The sequence below is a fragment of the Mesorhizobium sp. WSM4828 genome, assembly GCF_055811175.1.
In genome coordinates this window covers 267,436-283,227 of record NZ_JBVVQK010000003.1, presented here as the reverse complement: position 1 = coordinate 283,227, position 15,792 = coordinate 267,436, and the positions used below count along the sequence as shown (strand labels likewise).

14 protein-coding genes are annotated in these 15,792 nt (G+C 65.0%); 2 read left to right on the top strand and 12 right to left on the bottom strand.

Annotation, left to right across the window (positions count from 1 at the left end; translation table 11 throughout):
• Positions 1 to 109: 109 nt before the first annotated feature.
• The gene (locus AC0L2X_RS06070) at positions 110 to 1,606 is read right to left on the bottom strand and encodes a CoA-acylating methylmalonate-semialdehyde dehydrogenase (protein ID WP_473599409.1); all 1,497 of its coding nucleotides are present in this window, start codon (positions 1,604 to 1,606) and stop codon (positions 110 to 112) included.
• Between the two features lie 376 nt (positions 1,607 to 1,982).
• Between AC0L2X_RS06070 and AC0L2X_RS06065 the strand changes: the two genes are divergently transcribed.
• Positions 1,983 to 2,864, top strand: coding sequence for a LysR family transcriptional regulator (locus AC0L2X_RS06065; protein WP_473599408.1), 882 nt, complete (start codon positions 1,983 to 1,985; stop codon positions 2,862 to 2,864).
• A 39-nt stretch (positions 2,865 to 2,903) separates the two neighbouring features.
• On the opposite strand, the gene AC0L2X_RS06060 is transcribed toward AC0L2X_RS06065, so the two are convergent.
• The 8 genes from AC0L2X_RS06060 to rsfS all read right to left on the bottom strand — a co-directional run bounded on the left by AC0L2X_RS06060 (position 2,904) and on the right by rsfS (position 11,173).
• Entirely contained in the window at positions 2,904 to 4,160 is a 1,257-nt protein-coding gene (locus AC0L2X_RS06060; RefSeq protein WP_473599407.1) for a D-amino acid dehydrogenase, read from the bottom strand.
• Between the two features lie 138 nt (positions 4,161 to 4,298).
• A complete protein-coding gene (gene alr, locus AC0L2X_RS06055; protein ID WP_473599406.1) occupies positions 4,299 to 5,480 on the bottom strand; it encodes an alanine racemase in 1,182 nt (393 codons plus the stop codon).
• A gap of 29 nt (positions 5,481 to 5,509) precedes the next feature.
• Complete coding sequence (locus AC0L2X_RS06050; protein WP_473599405.1) at positions 5,510 to 6,031, bottom strand: RNA pyrophosphohydrolase; 522 nt, start codon at positions 6,029 to 6,031, stop codon at positions 5,510 to 5,512.
• 1 nt (position 6,032) lies between these two features.
• Positions 6,033 to 7,229, bottom strand: a complete 1,197-nt coding sequence (locus AC0L2X_RS06045) for a divergent polysaccharide deacetylase family protein (RefSeq protein ID WP_473599404.1) — start codon at positions 7,227 to 7,229, stop codon at positions 6,033 to 6,035.
• 201 nt (positions 7,230 to 7,430) lie between these two features.
• Complete coding sequence (locus tag AC0L2X_RS06040; protein WP_352489210.1) at positions 7,431 to 8,756, bottom strand: S41 family peptidase; 1,326 nt, start codon at positions 8,754 to 8,756, stop codon at positions 7,431 to 7,433.
• Positions 8,757 to 10,100 (bottom strand): murein hydrolase activator EnvC family protein, encoded by a 1,344-nt coding sequence (locus AC0L2X_RS06035; RefSeq protein WP_473561866.1) that lies wholly within the window; start codon positions 10,098 to 10,100, stop codon positions 8,757 to 8,759.
• Between the two features lie 151 nt (positions 10,101 to 10,251).
• Complete coding sequence (gene rlmH / locus AC0L2X_RS06030; protein ID WP_473561865.1) at positions 10,252 to 10,734, bottom strand: 23S rRNA (pseudouridine(1915)-N(3))-methyltransferase RlmH; 483 nt, start codon at positions 10,732 to 10,734, stop codon at positions 10,252 to 10,254.
• 61 nt (positions 10,735 to 10,795) lie between these two features.
• Positions 10,796 to 11,173, bottom strand: coding sequence for a ribosome silencing factor (gene rsfS, locus AC0L2X_RS06025; protein ID WP_023678068.1), 378 nt, complete (start codon positions 11,171 to 11,173; stop codon positions 10,796 to 10,798).
• A 239-nt stretch (positions 11,174 to 11,412) separates the two neighbouring features.
• Here rsfS and AC0L2X_RS06020 point away from each other — a divergent pair, with 239 nt between their 5' ends.
• A complete protein-coding gene (locus AC0L2X_RS06020) occupies positions 11,413 to 12,270 on the top strand; it encodes a mechanosensitive ion channel family protein (RefSeq protein WP_352489207.1) in 858 nt (285 codons plus the stop codon).
• Between the two features lie 26 nt (positions 12,271 to 12,296).
• On the opposite strand, the gene AC0L2X_RS06015 is transcribed toward AC0L2X_RS06020, so the two are convergent.
• The 3 genes from AC0L2X_RS06015 to AC0L2X_RS06005 all read right to left on the bottom strand — a co-directional run bounded on the left by AC0L2X_RS06015 (position 12,297) and on the right by AC0L2X_RS06005 (position 15,783).
• Positions 12,297 to 13,586, bottom strand: a complete 1,290-nt coding sequence (locus tag AC0L2X_RS06015) for an MFS transporter (RefSeq protein ID WP_473561863.1) — start codon at positions 13,584 to 13,586, stop codon at positions 12,297 to 12,299.
• 72 nt (positions 13,587 to 13,658) lie between these two features.
• A complete protein-coding gene (locus AC0L2X_RS06010; RefSeq protein WP_352489440.1) occupies positions 13,659 to 14,246 on the bottom strand; it encodes a nicotinate-nucleotide adenylyltransferase in 588 nt (195 codons plus the stop codon).
• 250 nt (positions 14,247 to 14,496) lie between these two features.
• Positions 14,497 to 15,783: a glutamate-5-semialdehyde dehydrogenase gene (locus tag AC0L2X_RS06005; RefSeq protein ID WP_473561861.1), complete on the bottom strand. Its 1,287-nt coding sequence runs from the start codon at positions 15,781 to 15,783 to the stop codon at positions 14,497 to 14,499.
• Positions 15,784 to 15,792 lie beyond the last annotated feature (9 nt).

Sequence of the window (15,792 nt, the reverse complement as noted above, 5' to 3'; positions counted from 1 at the left end):
TGCGATTTGGATCAGTTCATCGTCGGAATGACGAACTCGGCGCCATCCTTCACGCCGGCCCGCGCGCCCGAAGCCGAAGGCGAGGACGCGCAGACAGAAAACCGTCCGGCTAATTCATCGTCGGGATGACGAACTCGGCACCATCCTTCACGCCGGACGGCCAGCGCGACGTCACCGTCTTGGTCTTGGTGTAGAAGCGGAACGCGTCCGGCCCGTGCTGGTTGAGATCGCCGAAGGAGGACGCCTTCCAGCCGCCAAAGGTGTAGTAGGCGATCGGCACCGGGATCGGCACGTTGATGCCGACCATGCCGACCTGGACCCGCGAGGCGAAGTCGCGCGCCGCGTCGCCGTCGCGGGTGAAGATGGCGACGCCATTGCCCATTTCGTGCTCGTTGGCGAGCTTGATGGCGTTCTCGTAGGTCGGTGCGCGCACCACCGACAGCACCGGCCCGAAGATCTCTTCCTTGTAGATGCGCATGTCGGCGGTCACGTTGTCGAACAGGCAGCCGCCCATATAATAGCCGTTCTCGTAACCCTGCATGGAAAAGCCGCGGCCGTCGACGACCAGCTTGGCGCCTTCCTTGACGCCGGTGTCGACATAGGACTTGACCCGCTCCAGGGCCTGCGCCGTGACCAGCGGGCCGAAATCGGCGGACGAATCCGTCGACGGACCGACCTTCAGGCTCTCGACGCGCGGCACCAGTCTTTCCATCAGCCGGTTGGCGGTGTCGTTGCCGACGGGGACGGCCACCGAGATCGCCATGCAGCGCTCGCCGGCCGAGCCGTAGCCGGCGCCGATCAGCGCGTCGACGGTCTGGTCCATGTCGGCATCCGGCATGATGATCATGTGGTTCTTGGCGCCGCCGAAGCACTGCACGCGCTTGCCGGCCGCGCAGCCGCGCGAATAGATGTACTGGGCGATCGGTGTCGAGCCGACGAAACCGATAGCCTTGATGTCGGGATCGTCGAGGATGGCGTCGACCGCTTCCTTGTCGCCGTTGACGACATTGAGGATGCCCGCCGGCAGGCCGGCCTCGATGAACAGTTCGGCAATGCGCATCGGCACGCCCGGATCGCGCTCCGAGGGCTTGAGGATGTAGGCATTGCCGCAGGCGATGGCCGGCGCGATCTTCCACAACGGAATCATCGCCGGAAAATTGAACGGCGTTATGCCGGCGACGACGCCGAGCGGCTGGCGCATCGAATAGACGTCGATGCCGGGGCCGGCGCCATCGGTGAACTCGCCCTTCATCATATGCGGCGCACCGATGCAGACCTCGACCACTTCGAGGCCGCGCTGGATGTCGCCCTTGGCGTCGGCGATGGTCTTGCCGTGTTCGCGCGCCAATATCTCGGCCAGCGCGTCATACTCCTTGGCGACCAGCTCGAGGAACCGCATCAGGACGCGGACACGCCGCTGCGGATTGGTCGCCGCCCAGCCGGGCTGTGCGGCCTTGGCGTTTTCGACCGCAGCGCGCAATTCCGCCTGCGAAGCCAACGCCACCGTGCCGCGCACCGTGCCGTCCATCGGCTGCATGACGTCCTGCTTGCGGCCGCTGGTTCCGGCGACGCGCTTGCCGCCGATGAAATGACCGTATTCGATCATGATCTCTCTCCCTGGTTCGTGATCATGCATTGTCCGCCTTTGCGGAAGCGATGGCAACGCGAGCGAAAACGCAACCGTTGTGCAGAGAATAGAGTGCGATTGACGACAGGGCATCAATTCCCGCAAATGAGAGAGATGTAGTTGCAGATATACGGATTGAGATTGAGATCCTTCACCGCCCCCCTCTGTCCTGCCGGACATCTCCCCCTCAAGTGGGGAGATTGGACGTCACGCCCGCCTTCGCAAATCTTCACCGCAGCAAGAGAGGCGCCTGCAGCGAAGCTGCTAATCTCCCCCCTTGAGGGGGAGATGTCCGGCAGGACAGAGGGGGGCGCCGTAGAGCGCTGCTGTAGTCGTTATCATCCGGACCATCCCGATGAACTGGGATGATGCCCGCATCTTCCTTGCCGTGGCGCGTGCGGGCCAGATCCTGGGCGCTGCCAGGCGGCTGGAGCTCAATCACGCGACCGTCTCGCGCCGCATTGCCGCACTCGAGGATGCGCTCAGGACAAAACTGTTTCGCCGGCTTACCACCGGGAGTGAGCTGACGCCGGCGGGCGAGCGTTTCCTCGAGATCGCCGAACGCATGGAGGGCGACATGATCGCCGCGCGCTCGACTGTTTCAGGCGAAGGCGACGACGTCTCGGGCACCGTGCGCATCGGCGCGCCGGACGGTTTTGGCGTCGCCTTCCTGGCCAGGCGCCTCGGCGCGCTGACTGCTCTGCACCGTGAACTCACCATCCAACTGGTGCCGGTGCCGCGCTCCTTCTCTTTGTCCCGGCGCGAGGCCGACATTGCCATCACCGTCGAACGGCCGACGGAAGGCCGCCTGGTGGCGGGAAAGCTGGTCGACTACACGCTCGGCCTGTTCGCGTCGCGCACCTACGCCGGCACGCATGGCCTGCCGGGAACCGCCGCCGAGCTAGGCCAGCATACGCTGATCGGCTACGTGCCGGACCTGATCGTCAGTCCCTCGCTCGACTACGCGGCCGAATTCAGCGCCGACTGGCGCACCAGCTTCGCCATTTCCTCAGCGCTCGGCCAGGCCGAAGCGGTGCGTTCCGGCGCCGGCATCGGCATACTGCACACCTTCGTTGCCCGCTCGATGCCGGAGCTGGTGCCTCTCGATATCGTCGCACCCATCCGCCGCGCCTACTGGCTGGTCTATCATGAATCGGTCAGGCCGCTGCGCCGCGTCCAGATCGTCTCGAGCTTCATCACCAAGGCCGTCGAACGGGACAGGGGTTTGTTCGCGTGAAGCCTATCGGCCGGCGGCTGTCTTAAGCTGCTGGGGGTCTTACTTGGCGTATCGTCCCGGCCCGAGATCGCCGACGTCGATGTCCGGCACTCGGCTGGAGATGATGTCGGCCAGAACCTTGGCCGAGCCGCAGGCCATGGTCCAGCCGAGTGTGCCATGGCCGGTGTTGAGATAGAGATTGGAGAAATCGGTGCTGCCGATCAACGGCGGCCCGTCCGGTGTCATCGGCCGCAGCCCGCACCAGAAGGTCGCCGATCGCATGTCGCCGCTGCCCGGGAACAGGTCGCCGACCGAATGTTCGAGCGTGCGCCGCCGCGATTCGTGCAGCCGCAGGTCGAAGCCGGAAATCTCCGCCGTGCCGCCGACCCGGATACGGTCGCCGAGCCTGGTGATCGCTACCTTGTAGCTCTCGTCCATCACGGTCGAGACCGGTGCGGCGGCGGCGTCCCTGATTGGCAAGGTGATCGAATAGCCCTTGACCGGGTAGACCGGGATGGGCCGCTTCAGCATGCGCATGAACCGCGCCGAATAGCTGCCCATCGCCATCACATAGGCATCAGCGACCATCCAGCCCTTGCTGGTGCTGATATTGGTGATGCGATCGCGCTTCTTGACGACGCGCCGTATCTCCGTGTCGTATTCGAAAGTGACGCCGCGTGCCGCGCAAAGCTCGGCAAGCCTGTCGGTGAACATCTTGCAGTCGCCGGTTTCGTCGCCGGGCAACCGCAGGCCACCGACGAATTTTTCGCGCACGCCGGCCAGCCCAGGCTCGGCCGCAATGCAGCCGTCGGGGTCGAGGACCTCGTAGGGGACGCCATAGGTCTTCAGCACCTCGACATCGCCGCCGACGCCGTCGAGCTGCTTTTGCGTTCGGAAGAGCTGCAGCGTGCCCTTGGCGCGCTCGTCATAGGCGATGCCGGTCGCCGCGCGCAGCGCCTTCAGCGTGTCGCGGCTGTACTCGGCCAGCGGCACCATGCGCGCCTTGTTCAGCGCGTAGCGTTCAGCCGTGCAATTGCGCAGCATCTTGATCAGCCATATCCACATATGCGGATCGAGGGCCGGTCGCACCACCAGTGGACCGTGCTTCATCAAAAGCCATTTGATGGCCTTCAGCGGAACGCCGGGCCCGGCCCAGGGCGAGGCATAGCCGGGCGAGATCTCGCCGGCATTGGCAAAGCTGGTTTCCAGCGCCGGGCCTTTCTGGCGATCGATCACCGTCACCTGATGGCCGGCCTCGGCAAGAAAATAGGCGGTGGTGACCCCGATCACGCCGCCGCCCAGCACGAAGATCTTCATCGTTTGGTTCTCCGCGGCGGCATCTCGTCGGGATTCGAGACCGGGATCATCGCCGCCTTCTGTCTGCCGGATTCTGTGGCGTCAGCCAAGTGCCGATGCTTAGGGAAAAGACATGCGTGAGGACAACAAGCTTGCGTCCTAGCCATTCACATAGCGCCGGTGGAAACGGTGGCCTAGGCTGGTCAAGACCTCATAGCCGATAGTGCCGGCCTGGCCGGCTACCTGGTCCACCGTCTGCGACGACGGCCCGATCAGTTCGACAAGGTCGCCGGCCTGCAGCCTGCCGGGCGGCAATGCGGAAATGTCGAGGATGATCGAATCCATTGAAACCCGGCCGATGAAGGGCAGCCGTACATTTTCGAACCAGGCGGCAGAAGCGGCGCGTCGATGCCAGCCATCGCCATAGCCGAGCGAGATCGTCGCAGCGGCAAGCGGGGCCTTGGTGTGGAAGGTGTGGCCGTAGCCGACACCGGCGCCGGCCTCCAATATCCGCGTCTGGATGACCTTGGCTTGCAATCGCACCACCGGCAGCATCGGATTGTCCTTCGCCGGCGTCGGATTAATGCCGTAGAGAGCGGCACCCGGACGGACGAGGTCGTAGTGATAGCGCTGCCCGAGAAAAATGCTTGATGAATTGGCAAGCGAAGCCGGCGCCTCCGGCAGCATCCGGCGCAGCCGTTCGAATTCCAGCCGCTGCCGCTCGTTGGCCGGTTGCTCGGGTTCGTCGGCGCAGGCGAGATGGCTCATCACGAACGTCAGTTCGACACCGTCGAAAGCCTGCGGATCCCGCGCCACTGCCTTCACCTCGGACGGCGTCATGCCGAGCCGCGACATGCCGCTGTCGATCTGGAGGGCGGCCGGCAACTTACGGCCCACCCGCCCGGCCATCTCGCGCCATGCCGCGAGTTGGCTGGCGCTGTTGAGTACGGTGCAAAGCCCCGCCGCAACCGCTTCAGCCTCCGCACCCGGCGGAATGCCGTTCAGCACGTAGATGGCCGGGTCTGAGCCGAGCGCCTTGCGCAGCAAGATGCCGCCGGCCAAATGCGCGACAAAGAAAATGTTACAGCCCTCAGCCATCAGCGCCGCGGCCACCGGCGCCGCGCCAATCCCGTAACCGTCGGCCTTGACCACTCCAGCGCAGCCGACGCCGCCCAGCCGCGCCTTCAGCCGCCGGTAATTCTCACGGACGGCGCCGAGATCGATGGTCAGGATCGCCCCCGCCGCCGATTCGCTGATCGGCTCGCTCGGGGCGCCAGCCTGCGGTGGAGCGACGGTCTGCGGAAGAGATTTGCTGGATTTCCTGGAGGAGATGTCGTTCATGCCGACCTGTTTTAGCGGAAGGCCGGCGGCTACGCCACCAGGTGCCGGAACGCTGCCACCACGTCTTCGTAGACCTTGCGCTTGAACGGCACGATCAGATCCGGCAATTCCAGCATCGGCCGCCACGCCCACCGGTCGAACTCGGCCTTGTGGCCACCAGGTGGCGGATTGATCGCGATCTCGCTTTCGTCGCCGTGGAAGCGGAAGGCAAACCATTTCTGCGTCTGGCCGCGATATCGTCCCTTGAAGGCGACGCCGACCAGATGCGCCGGCAGGTCGTAGTTGATCCAGTGCGGCGCCTCGGCCAGCAGCGACACCGAGCGCATGCCGGTCTCTTCGTAGAGCTCGCGCTCCGCCGCGAGCAGCGGCTCCTCGCCATCGTCGATGCCGCCCTGCGGCATCTGCCAGAGCTGTGTCGTTCCAGCGAATTCACTGTCCGGCTCGGCAATGCGACGGCCGACCCAGACCAGGCCGGCCTCATTGAGGACCATCACCCCTACGCAGGGCCGGTAGGGCAGTGTCTCGGCGTCAACGAGCTTGTTCTTTGCCATCTCAGCCTTTTTCCGGATCTCTGGCCACCGCCGAAATCGGCACGATCTCGATGCCGCGCTTCTTGGCCTCGGTCACCCAGGAAGACACGGTATCCACCGTCAGGTCGAAGGCCGAGCCGATGCCGACGGCAAAGCCTTTCGCTCGCGCCGTCGCTTCCAGCCCATCCAGTTTCTTCAAAATGGCGCCGCGGTCCTGCACCGCGTCGATCGCCGTATCGCCGCCGACGAACGGCACGCCGTCCTTCAGCGCCAATTCTGGTGCTAGGCTGCGCGCCGACGAACCGTCGTCGACATAGGCCAGACCACGCTTGCCAAGCTCGGCCATCAACGGCCCCATCGCCGTCGCGTCGGCCGAAAAGCGGGCGCCCATATAGTTCATGACGCCGGTGTAGTTGGTCGTTCGTGACAGCGCCCAGCGTAAATTCTTCAAATTCTCATCCGGCGTTGCAGCAACGGTCAGCGTGTTACGGCCGGGATTGACGTTCGGATAGTCGAACGGCTCGAGCGGCACCTGCATGATGACCTCATGGCCGCTCTGCCGCGCCACCTGCATCCAGCGGCCGATGCTGTTGCCTTGCGGCGCGAAGGCCAGTGTCACTTCCGCCGGCAGCTTGGCGATGGCCGCCTGCGTGCCGGTCTGCGACACGGCAAGCCCGCCGATGACGAGCGCCACGCGTGCGCCGCGAGCCCCGGACCACGGCCGCGCATAGACATCGAACGGGCGCCGGCCGTCGGCGGCGCGGATCGGCAGCAGACCGGTCTCGCTGGCCTCGACCAGCGCCTTGTCGGGAATGTGCGCGATCCTGAGATTCTGGCCGATCGTCGAAGGGTCGCGAATGACGATGGCCGCCTCGGGTGGACCGTCGCCCTCTTCGGTCTGGACATGGATGATCTGCGGACCGCCCGTCTTCGGCCCGCTTATGTTGGCGCCACTTGCGTTGCTTGGCGCTGCTAAGTCGGGCGTCGCCTTGGCCGACGCCACGGCGGTATCCGCCGCCGGCGTCTTCGGCGTCGAAACGGCTACTTCTTGCAGCTTCCGGAACGGCTTGTCGCGTAGGGCGATCGCGCTGGAGACGCCGACCACGGACAGCACGACAAGCGCGGCCGCGAACGCACCGGCGCTGATCCCGCTGCCTGAGCGCGGCGGCCGGATCGCCTGTCCAAGCGGTCGTTCTATGTCCCTGCCGATATCAGCCAAGCCCGCACCCCCGGCGTGCATCCCCGAAGTAAACCTTCTCCGGAGGCGCAAAATCCAAAATGTCGGCGCGTCCCCTTGCTTCACTGGACGCGCAGCATGCCGGCCGCAGCCCCGAATCAAACTGCCGGAGCCTCGCGGCCCCGGCAGCATCGCATCGCTTCGCTCAGGCAGCCAGACCTGTTTGGCCCGGCTTGCCCGCCCTTACTGGTTCAACACGGCCTTTTGCGGATTCGGCGGGAACGCCGGATCGGTCTTCTGGCCGCGCAGCAGCTGCTCGGCAAAGATGAGCTGCAAATCGTCCTTCGGTTCCGGCGGCACATAGGCTGCCGAACCCGAACCGGTCGTGCCTTCGTCGGCGCCCTTGATGTGGCCCTTGAGGTCGGATTCACCGCGCGTCAGGTCCCTGCCCTGCAGTTCCGCCGGCAGCGGCTGGTCGACCTTGATGTCGGGCGTGATGCCCTTGCCCTGGATCGACTTGCCGGACGGCGTGTAATAGAGCGCCGTCGTCAGCCGCAGCGCCCCGTTCTCGCCAAGCGGGATGATGGTCTGCACCGAACCCTTGCCGAAGGACTGCGTGCCGACCACCGTGGCGCGGCGCAGATCCTGCAGCGCGCCGGCGACGATTTCCGAGGCACTGGCCGAGCCGCCGTTGACGAGCACGATCAGCGGCTTGCCGCCGATGTCGTCGCCGGCCCGCGCGTCGAAGCGGGTGACGTCCTTCGGATCGCGGCCGCGCGTCGAGACGATCTCGCCACGGTCGAGGAAGGCATCCGACACGCTCACCGCCTGGTCGAGCAAACCGCCCGGATTGAGGCGCAGGTCGAGCACGTAGCCCTTGAGCTTGTCGTTCGGCACCTGCTTCTTGATGGTGTCGATGGCATTCTCGAGGTCGTCATAGGTCTTTTCGGTAAAGGAGGTGATCTTCATGTAGCCGATGTCGTTTTCGACCCGGAACTTGACCGCCTTGACCTTGATGATATCGCGCACGACCGTCAGTTCGATCGGCTTGTCGGCGCCCTGGCGCAGGATGGTGAGCTTGATCGGCGTGTTGACCAGCCCGCGCATCTTCTCGACGGCGTCGTTGAGCGTCAGGCCGCGAACCTCCTCGCCGTCGATCTTGGCGATATAGTCGCCGGCGAGCACGCCTGCCTTGGCGGCCGGCGTATCGTCGATCGGCGTGATCACCTTGACCAGGTCGTTTTCCATGGTGACCTCGATGCCGAGGCCGCCGAACTCGCCCTTGGTTTGCACGCGCATGTCCTGCGCTTCTTCGGCGTTCATGTAGGAGGAGTGCGGGTCGAGCGAGGACAGCATGCCGTTGATGGCATTTTCAACCAGCGACTTGTCGTCGGGCGGCGTCACATAATTCGCACGTACCCGTTCGAAGATGTCGCCGAAGATCGCCAGTTGCTTATAGGTCTCGGAGCCCGCAGCCTTCGCCGTCGAGCCGGGCGCGCCATAGACCAGGCTCATCGCCGATGCACCCATCAGCGCACCGGCAAACAGAAGCGACAGTTTCCGCATCATTCACGTCCTTCCAGAAAAACGGTCCGCCCACCATGGGGCCGGATCGACGGGTTTTCCATCCTTGCGGAACTCGACATAGAGCTCCGGCGTGGCATTTCCATTCTTCGATGCCGAGGTGCTCGCCACCCGGGCCTCTCCCATCGCGCCGACCGGCTCACCTGCGAGCACCGACTGGCCAGACGCGACGCTGATTCTGCTCATCCCCGCCAGGACGACATGATAGCCGTCACCCGCATTCAGGATCAAGAGTTGACCGTAAGAGCGGAAAGGCCCCGCATAAAGCACATTTCCATCCGCCGGCGCTGTGACGATGGCTCCCGATTGTGTCGCAACCATGTCACCGAGCATCACCGCGCCGTTACCGTCATTGGCCCCGAAGCGCCGCTTGATCCTGCCGGTGACCGGCAGCGCGATCTGTCCTTGAAGCGCGGAAAACGGCGCAGCAGCGGTGAGCCTGTTGCTCTCCGGCACCGGCAGCGAGGCCAATTCCGTGGGCGGTGGGGCTGATGCCGGGCCCTTGTCGGCGTCCGCGGTCTTTTGCTCGGCCGCCTTGGCCGCATCCGCCGCCTTGCGGGCCCTGTCGGCCTCGAGCGATGCGATCAGCTCTTTCAGGCTGCCGGCCTTGGCCGCCAGCGTCGCGGATCGCTGCTTTTCGGCGGCCAGCGCGGTTTGCGTATCGGCGGCGAGCTTCTGCTTGGCTTCGAGCAGCATGCCGAGCCGCTTTTTTTCCGCCGCCTGCTCGCCGACCGCTGCCGTCAGCCGCGCCCGCTCGGCCTCGATCGAGGCCGTCACCCGCGACTGCTCTTTGAGGTCGGCCAGCAACATGTCGGTCTGCAGGCGCAGTTCCGGCACCACGGCACCGAGCAGGATGGCACTGCGCACCGACGACAGTGCGTCCTCGGGCTTGACCAGGATCGCCGGCGGCGGGTTAAGCCCCATGCGCTGAAGCGCGCCGAGCACTTCGGCCAGAACGTCGCGTCTGGCGGCCAGTGAGGCGCGGATTTTCCGCTCCTGCGCCTTCAGCCCTTCGAGCTTGCCGCCAATGTCCTCGATGTCCTGGCCGAGCTTCTGCTCGGTCATCGCCGACTGGATCAGCGCCGCGGTGATCGAGGCGTGGTCCTTCTTGACCGCCGCTATGTCGGCGGCGAGCTTGGCCAGCCGCTCGGACGACAGCGTGATCTCTTTCGATACTTTTTCGTATTCGGCGCGGCTCTGGTCCGGGTCGGGCGCCAGGTCGAGCGTGTTCTCGGCCCGCGCGACGCCGAGCAAAAGCGCGATCGTCGCCACGGCGATGCCGCAGCGTACGCGCCAGGAGCCCGTTCGTGATTTCCAGTCTTCAGACATTGAAGCCTAACTCTATGCGCGGCTTCGTTAACGAACCATCAACCATGTTCGAGCCCCGGCCGCCATCCGCAAACCCCATGCGCCCAAACTGTCGATGAGCATTGGGGCAAAAATCCGGGCGGCTGGCGTCAATTCGCCGACCGAGCCGACTTCATGAACGATGGTAGGGGTGGCCGGAAAGGATCGTGGCCGCCCTGTAAAGCTGCTCGCCCAGCATCACGCGGACCAGCTGATGCGGCCAGGTCGGCGCGCCGAGCGACACCGTCAGATCAGCCAGGTCGCGCAGCGACTGGTCATGGCCGTCGGCGCCGCCAATGGCAATCACCAGCGCCTTGCGCCCGCCATCGCGCAGCGAACCTATGCGGCCGGCGAAATCCTCGGAGGAAAGGTTCTTGCCGCGCTCATCCAGCAGCATCAGCGCCGTGCCCGGCTGCAAGTGCGTCTGCAGCTTCTGGCCTTCCTCGCGCCGGCGCTCATTGGCCGTCTGCGCGCGGCCTTCGGCAATCTCGACGATCCCGGCGAATTCGAGGCCTACGGCAGGACCGCTCTTGGCAAAACGCTCGAAATAGCGATCGGCCAACTGCTTCTCGGGGCCGGCTTTCATTCGGCCCACGGCATGAACGGTAATCTTCATCCTTGCCTCGAAGAGCCGCTGATGCATGTCGGACAACGACATGCATCAAGACGAGTACGGCTCAGTGGAGGGTCTCCTCCTCGAGATCAGGCGCCTGCCACATCTTTTCGAGATTGTAGAAGTCGCGGACCTCGGGACGGAAGACATGGACGATGATGTCGCCCGAATCGATCAGGACCCAGTCGGCGCCAGCCAGCCCCTCGACGCGCGCCGTGCCGAGCCCGGCATCCTTGAGCGCCTTGAGGAGATGATCGGCAACAGCCGAGACATGACGGTGCGATCGACCCGATGCGACGACCATGTAGTCGCCGAGGCTCGATTTCCCCTGAATGTCGATTGAGACGATGTTTTCGGCCTTGGAGTCTTCCAGACTGGCAAGGACTGTCTTGATGGCGCGGGACACGGCGTCGTTTACGCTGATCCCGGCCGGCGAAGGCACGATGTCGGCCTTCTTCCGAAGTGCTGTTCTCAGTGTATTTCCTTTCGCAGCAAGAACAACCAAATCACCTATGAAATCAGGTGACACTGCTTAGATAGGCAGAGTTAGGTTGCAGTTTCAAGACACCGCTCGCAAGCAGGCGCCCGGCAGCGGCCGAATATGCGGCTTTTCGGGCGAGAAATTCGGAACCGCCCCGCCCCGCAGCGGTTATCGGCTCATCCACGAACCGGAATCCCGACATGCCAATCGATCCCCAGAACGCTCTCCTCACTGTGCAATCCGGCCTTGCGCAACTTAGCACGCTGATCGTCTCCTACTCGCTTTCGGCGGTCGGCGCCGTCATCCTGCTGGTCATTGGCTACATCGTCGCCGGCCTCGCCGAGCGTTCGATCTACGCCGGCCTCGGCCACGTTCACGGTTTCGACGAAACGCTCCGCCATTTCTTCTCGCAAGTCGTCCGCTACGCTATCCTGGGACTGGTCGTGATCATGGTTCTCGGCCAGTTCGGCGTGCAGACGGCTTCGATCATTGCCGCTATCGGTGCCGCCGGCCTGGCCATCGGCCTGGCGCTGCAAGGCACGCTGCAGAACATTGCCGCCGGTATCATGCTCCTGGCGCTGCGGCCGTTCCGCATCGGCGAATATGTCGAAGTCGGCGCCATATCCGGTACCGTCGAGGAGATCGGGCTGTTTGCCACAACGCTGAGAACGGTCGAGGGCGTCTACGTGCTTGCACCCAACTCGACCCTGTGGAACCAGCCGGTCCGCAATTTCACCCGCAACGGCGTGCGCCGCGGCGACATCACGCTCAGCATCGGCTCGTGGAACGACATCGATTTCGCGCAAAAGACCATGCTTGGCGTTGCCGCCGCCGACCGGCGTGTCAGGCGGCAGCCGGCGCCGATCGCCTTTGTCGCGACTGTCGGCGATAGCACCGTCACCATCACCTTGCGCTACTGGACGGCAGCCGCCGACTTCTTCGCCGCCCAGATCGACCTCACCAAGAGTGTCAAGCAGGCGTTCGATGCCGAGGGCCTTTCGGTCCCGGCGCCGGCGCCGAAAGCGCCGCAGCCCGATGCCTCAGCCACACGGCAATAAAGCATTTGAAACCAGCTGGAGGGCGTTCAAAGCTCTCCGCGCCCGCGCTGACCTTCGGGCGCGAAGGCGAGATCGACGGGCAACGGCGCCTGCGCCGTCATCGGCGCGAAACTGCCGGTCTCGGTGGCGGGCACCGGCCGCACCATGACGACCCGCCAAAGAACGAACAGGCAGTAGGCTGCGGCAATGACGATCGCCACATAGATGAAGGCCTGCGTGCCGTAGATGGCGGAAAGCCCGGTCACAATGCCGGGCACGACGAAGCCGGACAGCGACCAGGCGAACAGAAGCGAGCTCGACAGCGCCACCATGTCGTCCTTGCCGGCGCGGTCGCCGGCATGGGCGCTGGCCAGAGAGTAGATCGATTCCGAGGCGCCGTCCCAGACCACGTAGATGACGAGCAGCGCCGCCAGCGCGCCACCGTCGAAACCCAGCGCAAACAGGCCCGCCGCGGTGGCAAGCGCCGACGCCGCGATCAGCACAAAGCGCCGGTCGGTGCGGTCGGAAATCCAGCCGAGCGGGATCTGCAGGATCAGCGTGCCGACCGGCATTGCCGAAAGCAGCAAGGCGACGTCGGCCTGGCTGTAGCCTCTGGCGGTGGCATGGATTGGCGCAAAACCCGAAATCGTCATCGACAGGCCGCCGACGGCAAGCATGCCGGCAACGCCGACCGGCGAGATCCGCCAGGCGCGGCCGAGCGCCACCGACGCCGCTTGCGGCGCCGGTGGCTGCGCGAGGCGCGTCAGCCCGACGGGAAGGATCGACAGCGCGGTGAAGGCAATGCCGATCAGCGGCGCATCGGCCGAGCGGATATCGATCAACGCCAGGGTCGAATAGCCGACGCCGAGTCCGGCGACATAGGCAACGTAGAAGATAGCCATGACCCGGCCGCGGATGGCGTTGGCGACGACATCGTTCAGCCAGCTCTGCGCGACAATGAACAGGCCGCATATGGCAAAGCCGTAGAGCGCCCGTGCAGCGATCCATGGCAATGGGTGCGGCCCGACGCCGACCGCGGCGTTGGACAGCACGATCAGTGCCGACAGCACCATGAACACGCGGGCATGACCGACACGCCGCACCAGCGGCCCGGTCAGGATGCAGCCGGCGAGGCCGCCAGCCGAAAGACCCGTGACGATCAGCCCCGCCCATGTCGGATCGAAGCCCTCGGCGCCGAGCCGGACTGGGATATAGGCGAACATCAGCCCATTGCCGACGGCGATCAGCCCCATCGACAAGAGGATGCTGGCAATGGCGATCGACGGCGCCGGCTGCCCTAGACCGTTCTTGTCCTGGTCGCGCTCGAGAATCGTCATGACCGAGGATCGCCCATCAAGCAGGTCAAGGCAGCGGCAAATGCGACATGGCTGGACTTGCCTTCCGCCCGCTCAGCCCTTTGCCACATTGCGGATCGCGCTCGACGACAGCGACGAACGCGGGCCGTGGATGAAGGTCCAGGCCGGCGCGTCCATGCGGGCGAGCCGCGGTGCGTCGCCTTCGTCGACGCGGGCATAGTCGAACGTCTTGGCGACCACGGACGACAGGAACGACAGCGTCGCACCTGGCCGGTCGACCACCGCGATCGGGAACGTCATCACGATACGGCGCCAGCGCTGCCAGCGGTGGAAGTCGCGAAGCGAATCGGCCCCCATGATCCAGACGAAATCGACGCCGGGGTTACGCGCCTTGACCAACGCCAGCGTGTCGGCGGTGAAGCGGACGTGGTGGGCCGCCTCGAAGGCGGTAACCTTGATCTTCGGGTTCTTGGCGATCTTTTCAGACAGCTGCAGCCGCTCGGCCAGCGGCGCCAGGTCTCCGGCATTCTTGAGCGGATTGCCGGGCGTCACCATCCACCACAGCTGGTCGAGCGCAAGCCGTCTGAGTGCGATCTCGGCGACCAGCGCATGGCCGGCATGCGGCGGGTTGAACGAACCGCCGAACAGCCCGACCGCCACGCCTTTCCCGGCATGCGGCATCTTCAGATAGCGGGAGGATATGGCATGTTCGGACAAGGCAAGCATGCGTCAGGCACCCCGCTCTGCCCTGCCGGGCATCTCCCCCTCAAGGGGAGAGATCGTCAGTTTCAATGACGGCATGAACTCTGCCCGCCCGGCAATTGGCGAAATCGCGAAAGAGAGCTGATCTCCCCCCTTGAGGGGGAGATGCCCGGCAGGGCAGAGGGGGGTGGCTGCGCGCACGCCTCTCAGGCTCGGACCGCGGACGGATTCAAGGCCTCACCTGTCCTGACCCGCGCACGCGGTATTTGAACGAGGTCAGTTGCTCGACGCCGACCGGCCCGCGTGCATGCATCTTGCCGGTGGCGATGCCGATCTCGGCGCCCATGCCGAACTCGCCACCATCGGCAAACTGGGTCGAGGCGTTATGCAGAAGGATCGCGGAATCGATCTCGTTGAAGAACCGTTCGACGGCGTTTGCATCCTCGGCGATGATCGCCTCGGTGTGATGCGAGGAGAACGTCTCGATATGCTCGATCGCGCCGCCAATACCGTCGACCAGCTTCACCGCAATGATGGCGGCGAGATATTCGGTCACCCAGTCTGCATCGGTCGCGGGCTGGGCATCGGCATAAAGCTTCAGCACCTCGGCATCGGCATGGATCTCGCAGCCTGCCGCCCGTAGGGCCTCGAGGATCGGCACCAGGTGCGTGGCGGCGACGGCACGGTCGACCAGCAGCGTCTCGGCAGCACCGCACACCCCGGTGCGCCGCATCTTGGCATTGACCGCGATCCTGACCGCCATGTCGAGATCGGCCGATCGGTCGATATAGAGATGGCAGATGCCCTCGAGATGCGCGAACACCGGCACCCGCGCCTCGTTCTGCACACGCTCGACCAGGCTGCGGCCGCCGCGCGGAATGATGACTTCGAGATTGCCGGAAAGCCCTTTCAGCATTTCGCCGACGGCGGCACGATCGGTGGTCGGCACCAATTGTATGGCATCCTCCGGCAGCCCGGCTGCCTTCAGCCCCTCGACCAGGCAGGCATGGATCGCGGCGGAAGAATTCACCGAATCCGAGCCGCCGCGCAGGATCACCGGATTGCCCGCCTTGAGGCAGAGCGCACCGGCATCGGCGGTCACGTTCGGCCGGCTCTCATAGATGACGCCGACGACGCCGAGCGGCGTGCGCACCCGTTCGATATGCAACCCGTTCGGCCGGTCCCATGCGGCAATGACATCGCCGACCGGATCGCTGAGGTTTGCGATCTCGCGGATACCGTCGGCCATGGCCCGGATCCGGGCGGGATCGAGCTTCAGCCGGTCCATCGACGCTGCCGATAGGCCAGCCTCCTCGCCATTCCTGATATCGATGGCATTAGCGTCGAGGATATCCTGCTCATGCCTAAGGATAGCCTGAGCCATGCCGACCAGCGCCGCGCGCTTGCGCTCGGCCGCAGCTATGGCCAGCGGCCGGGCCGCGGCACGCGCGCGGCGGCCGATATCGGCCATCAGCACGACGGTATCATCCCGGGATTTTTCATGCAGCGTCAGCATGGCTCATCC

Excerpts from the sequence above, each read along its gene's own strand:
- AC0L2X_RS06065 (WP_473599408.1), top strand. The coding sequence starts at position 1,983 with ATGAACTGGGATGATGCCCGCATCTTCCTTGCCGTGGCGCGTGCGGGC.
- rlmH (WP_473561865.1), bottom strand. The coding sequence starts at position 10,734 with ATGAAGATTACCGTTCATGCCGTGGGCCGAATGAAAGCCGGCCCCGAG.
- AC0L2X_RS06050 (WP_473599405.1), bottom strand. The coding sequence starts at position 6,031 with ATGGCAAAGAACAAGCTCGTTGACGCCGAGACACTGCCCTACCGGCCC.
- AC0L2X_RS06040 (WP_352489210.1), bottom strand. The coding sequence starts at position 8,756 with ATGATGCGGAAACTGTCGCTTCTGTTTGCCGGTGCGCTGATGGGTGCA.
- AC0L2X_RS06010 (WP_352489440.1), bottom strand. The coding sequence starts at position 14,246 with ATGCCGCATGCCGGGAAAGGCGTGGCGGTCGGGCTGTTCGGCGGTTCG.
- AC0L2X_RS06060 (WP_473599407.1), bottom strand. The coding sequence starts at position 4,160 with ATGAAGATCTTCGTGCTGGGCGGCGGCGTGATCGGGGTCACCACCGCC.
- AC0L2X_RS06015 (WP_473561863.1), bottom strand. The coding sequence starts at position 13,586 with ATGACGATTCTCGAGCGCGACCAGGACAAGAACGGTCTAGGGCAGCCG.
- alr (WP_473599406.1), bottom strand. The coding sequence starts at position 5,480 with ATGAACGACATCTCCTCCAGGAAATCCAGCAAATCTCTTCCGCAGACC.
- AC0L2X_RS06005 (WP_473561861.1), bottom strand. The coding sequence starts at position 15,783 with ATGCTGACGCTGCATGAAAAATCCCGGGATGATACCGTCGTGCTGATG.
- AC0L2X_RS06070 (WP_473599409.1), bottom strand. The coding sequence starts at position 1,606 with ATGATCGAATACGGTCATTTCATCGGCGGCAAGCGCGTCGCCGGAACC.
- AC0L2X_RS06035 (WP_473561866.1), bottom strand. The coding sequence starts at position 10,100 with ATGTCTGAAGACTGGAAATCACGAACGGGCTCCTGGCGCGTACGCTGC.
- AC0L2X_RS06020 (WP_352489207.1), top strand. The coding sequence starts at position 11,413 with ATGCCAATCGATCCCCAGAACGCTCTCCTCACTGTGCAATCCGGCCTT.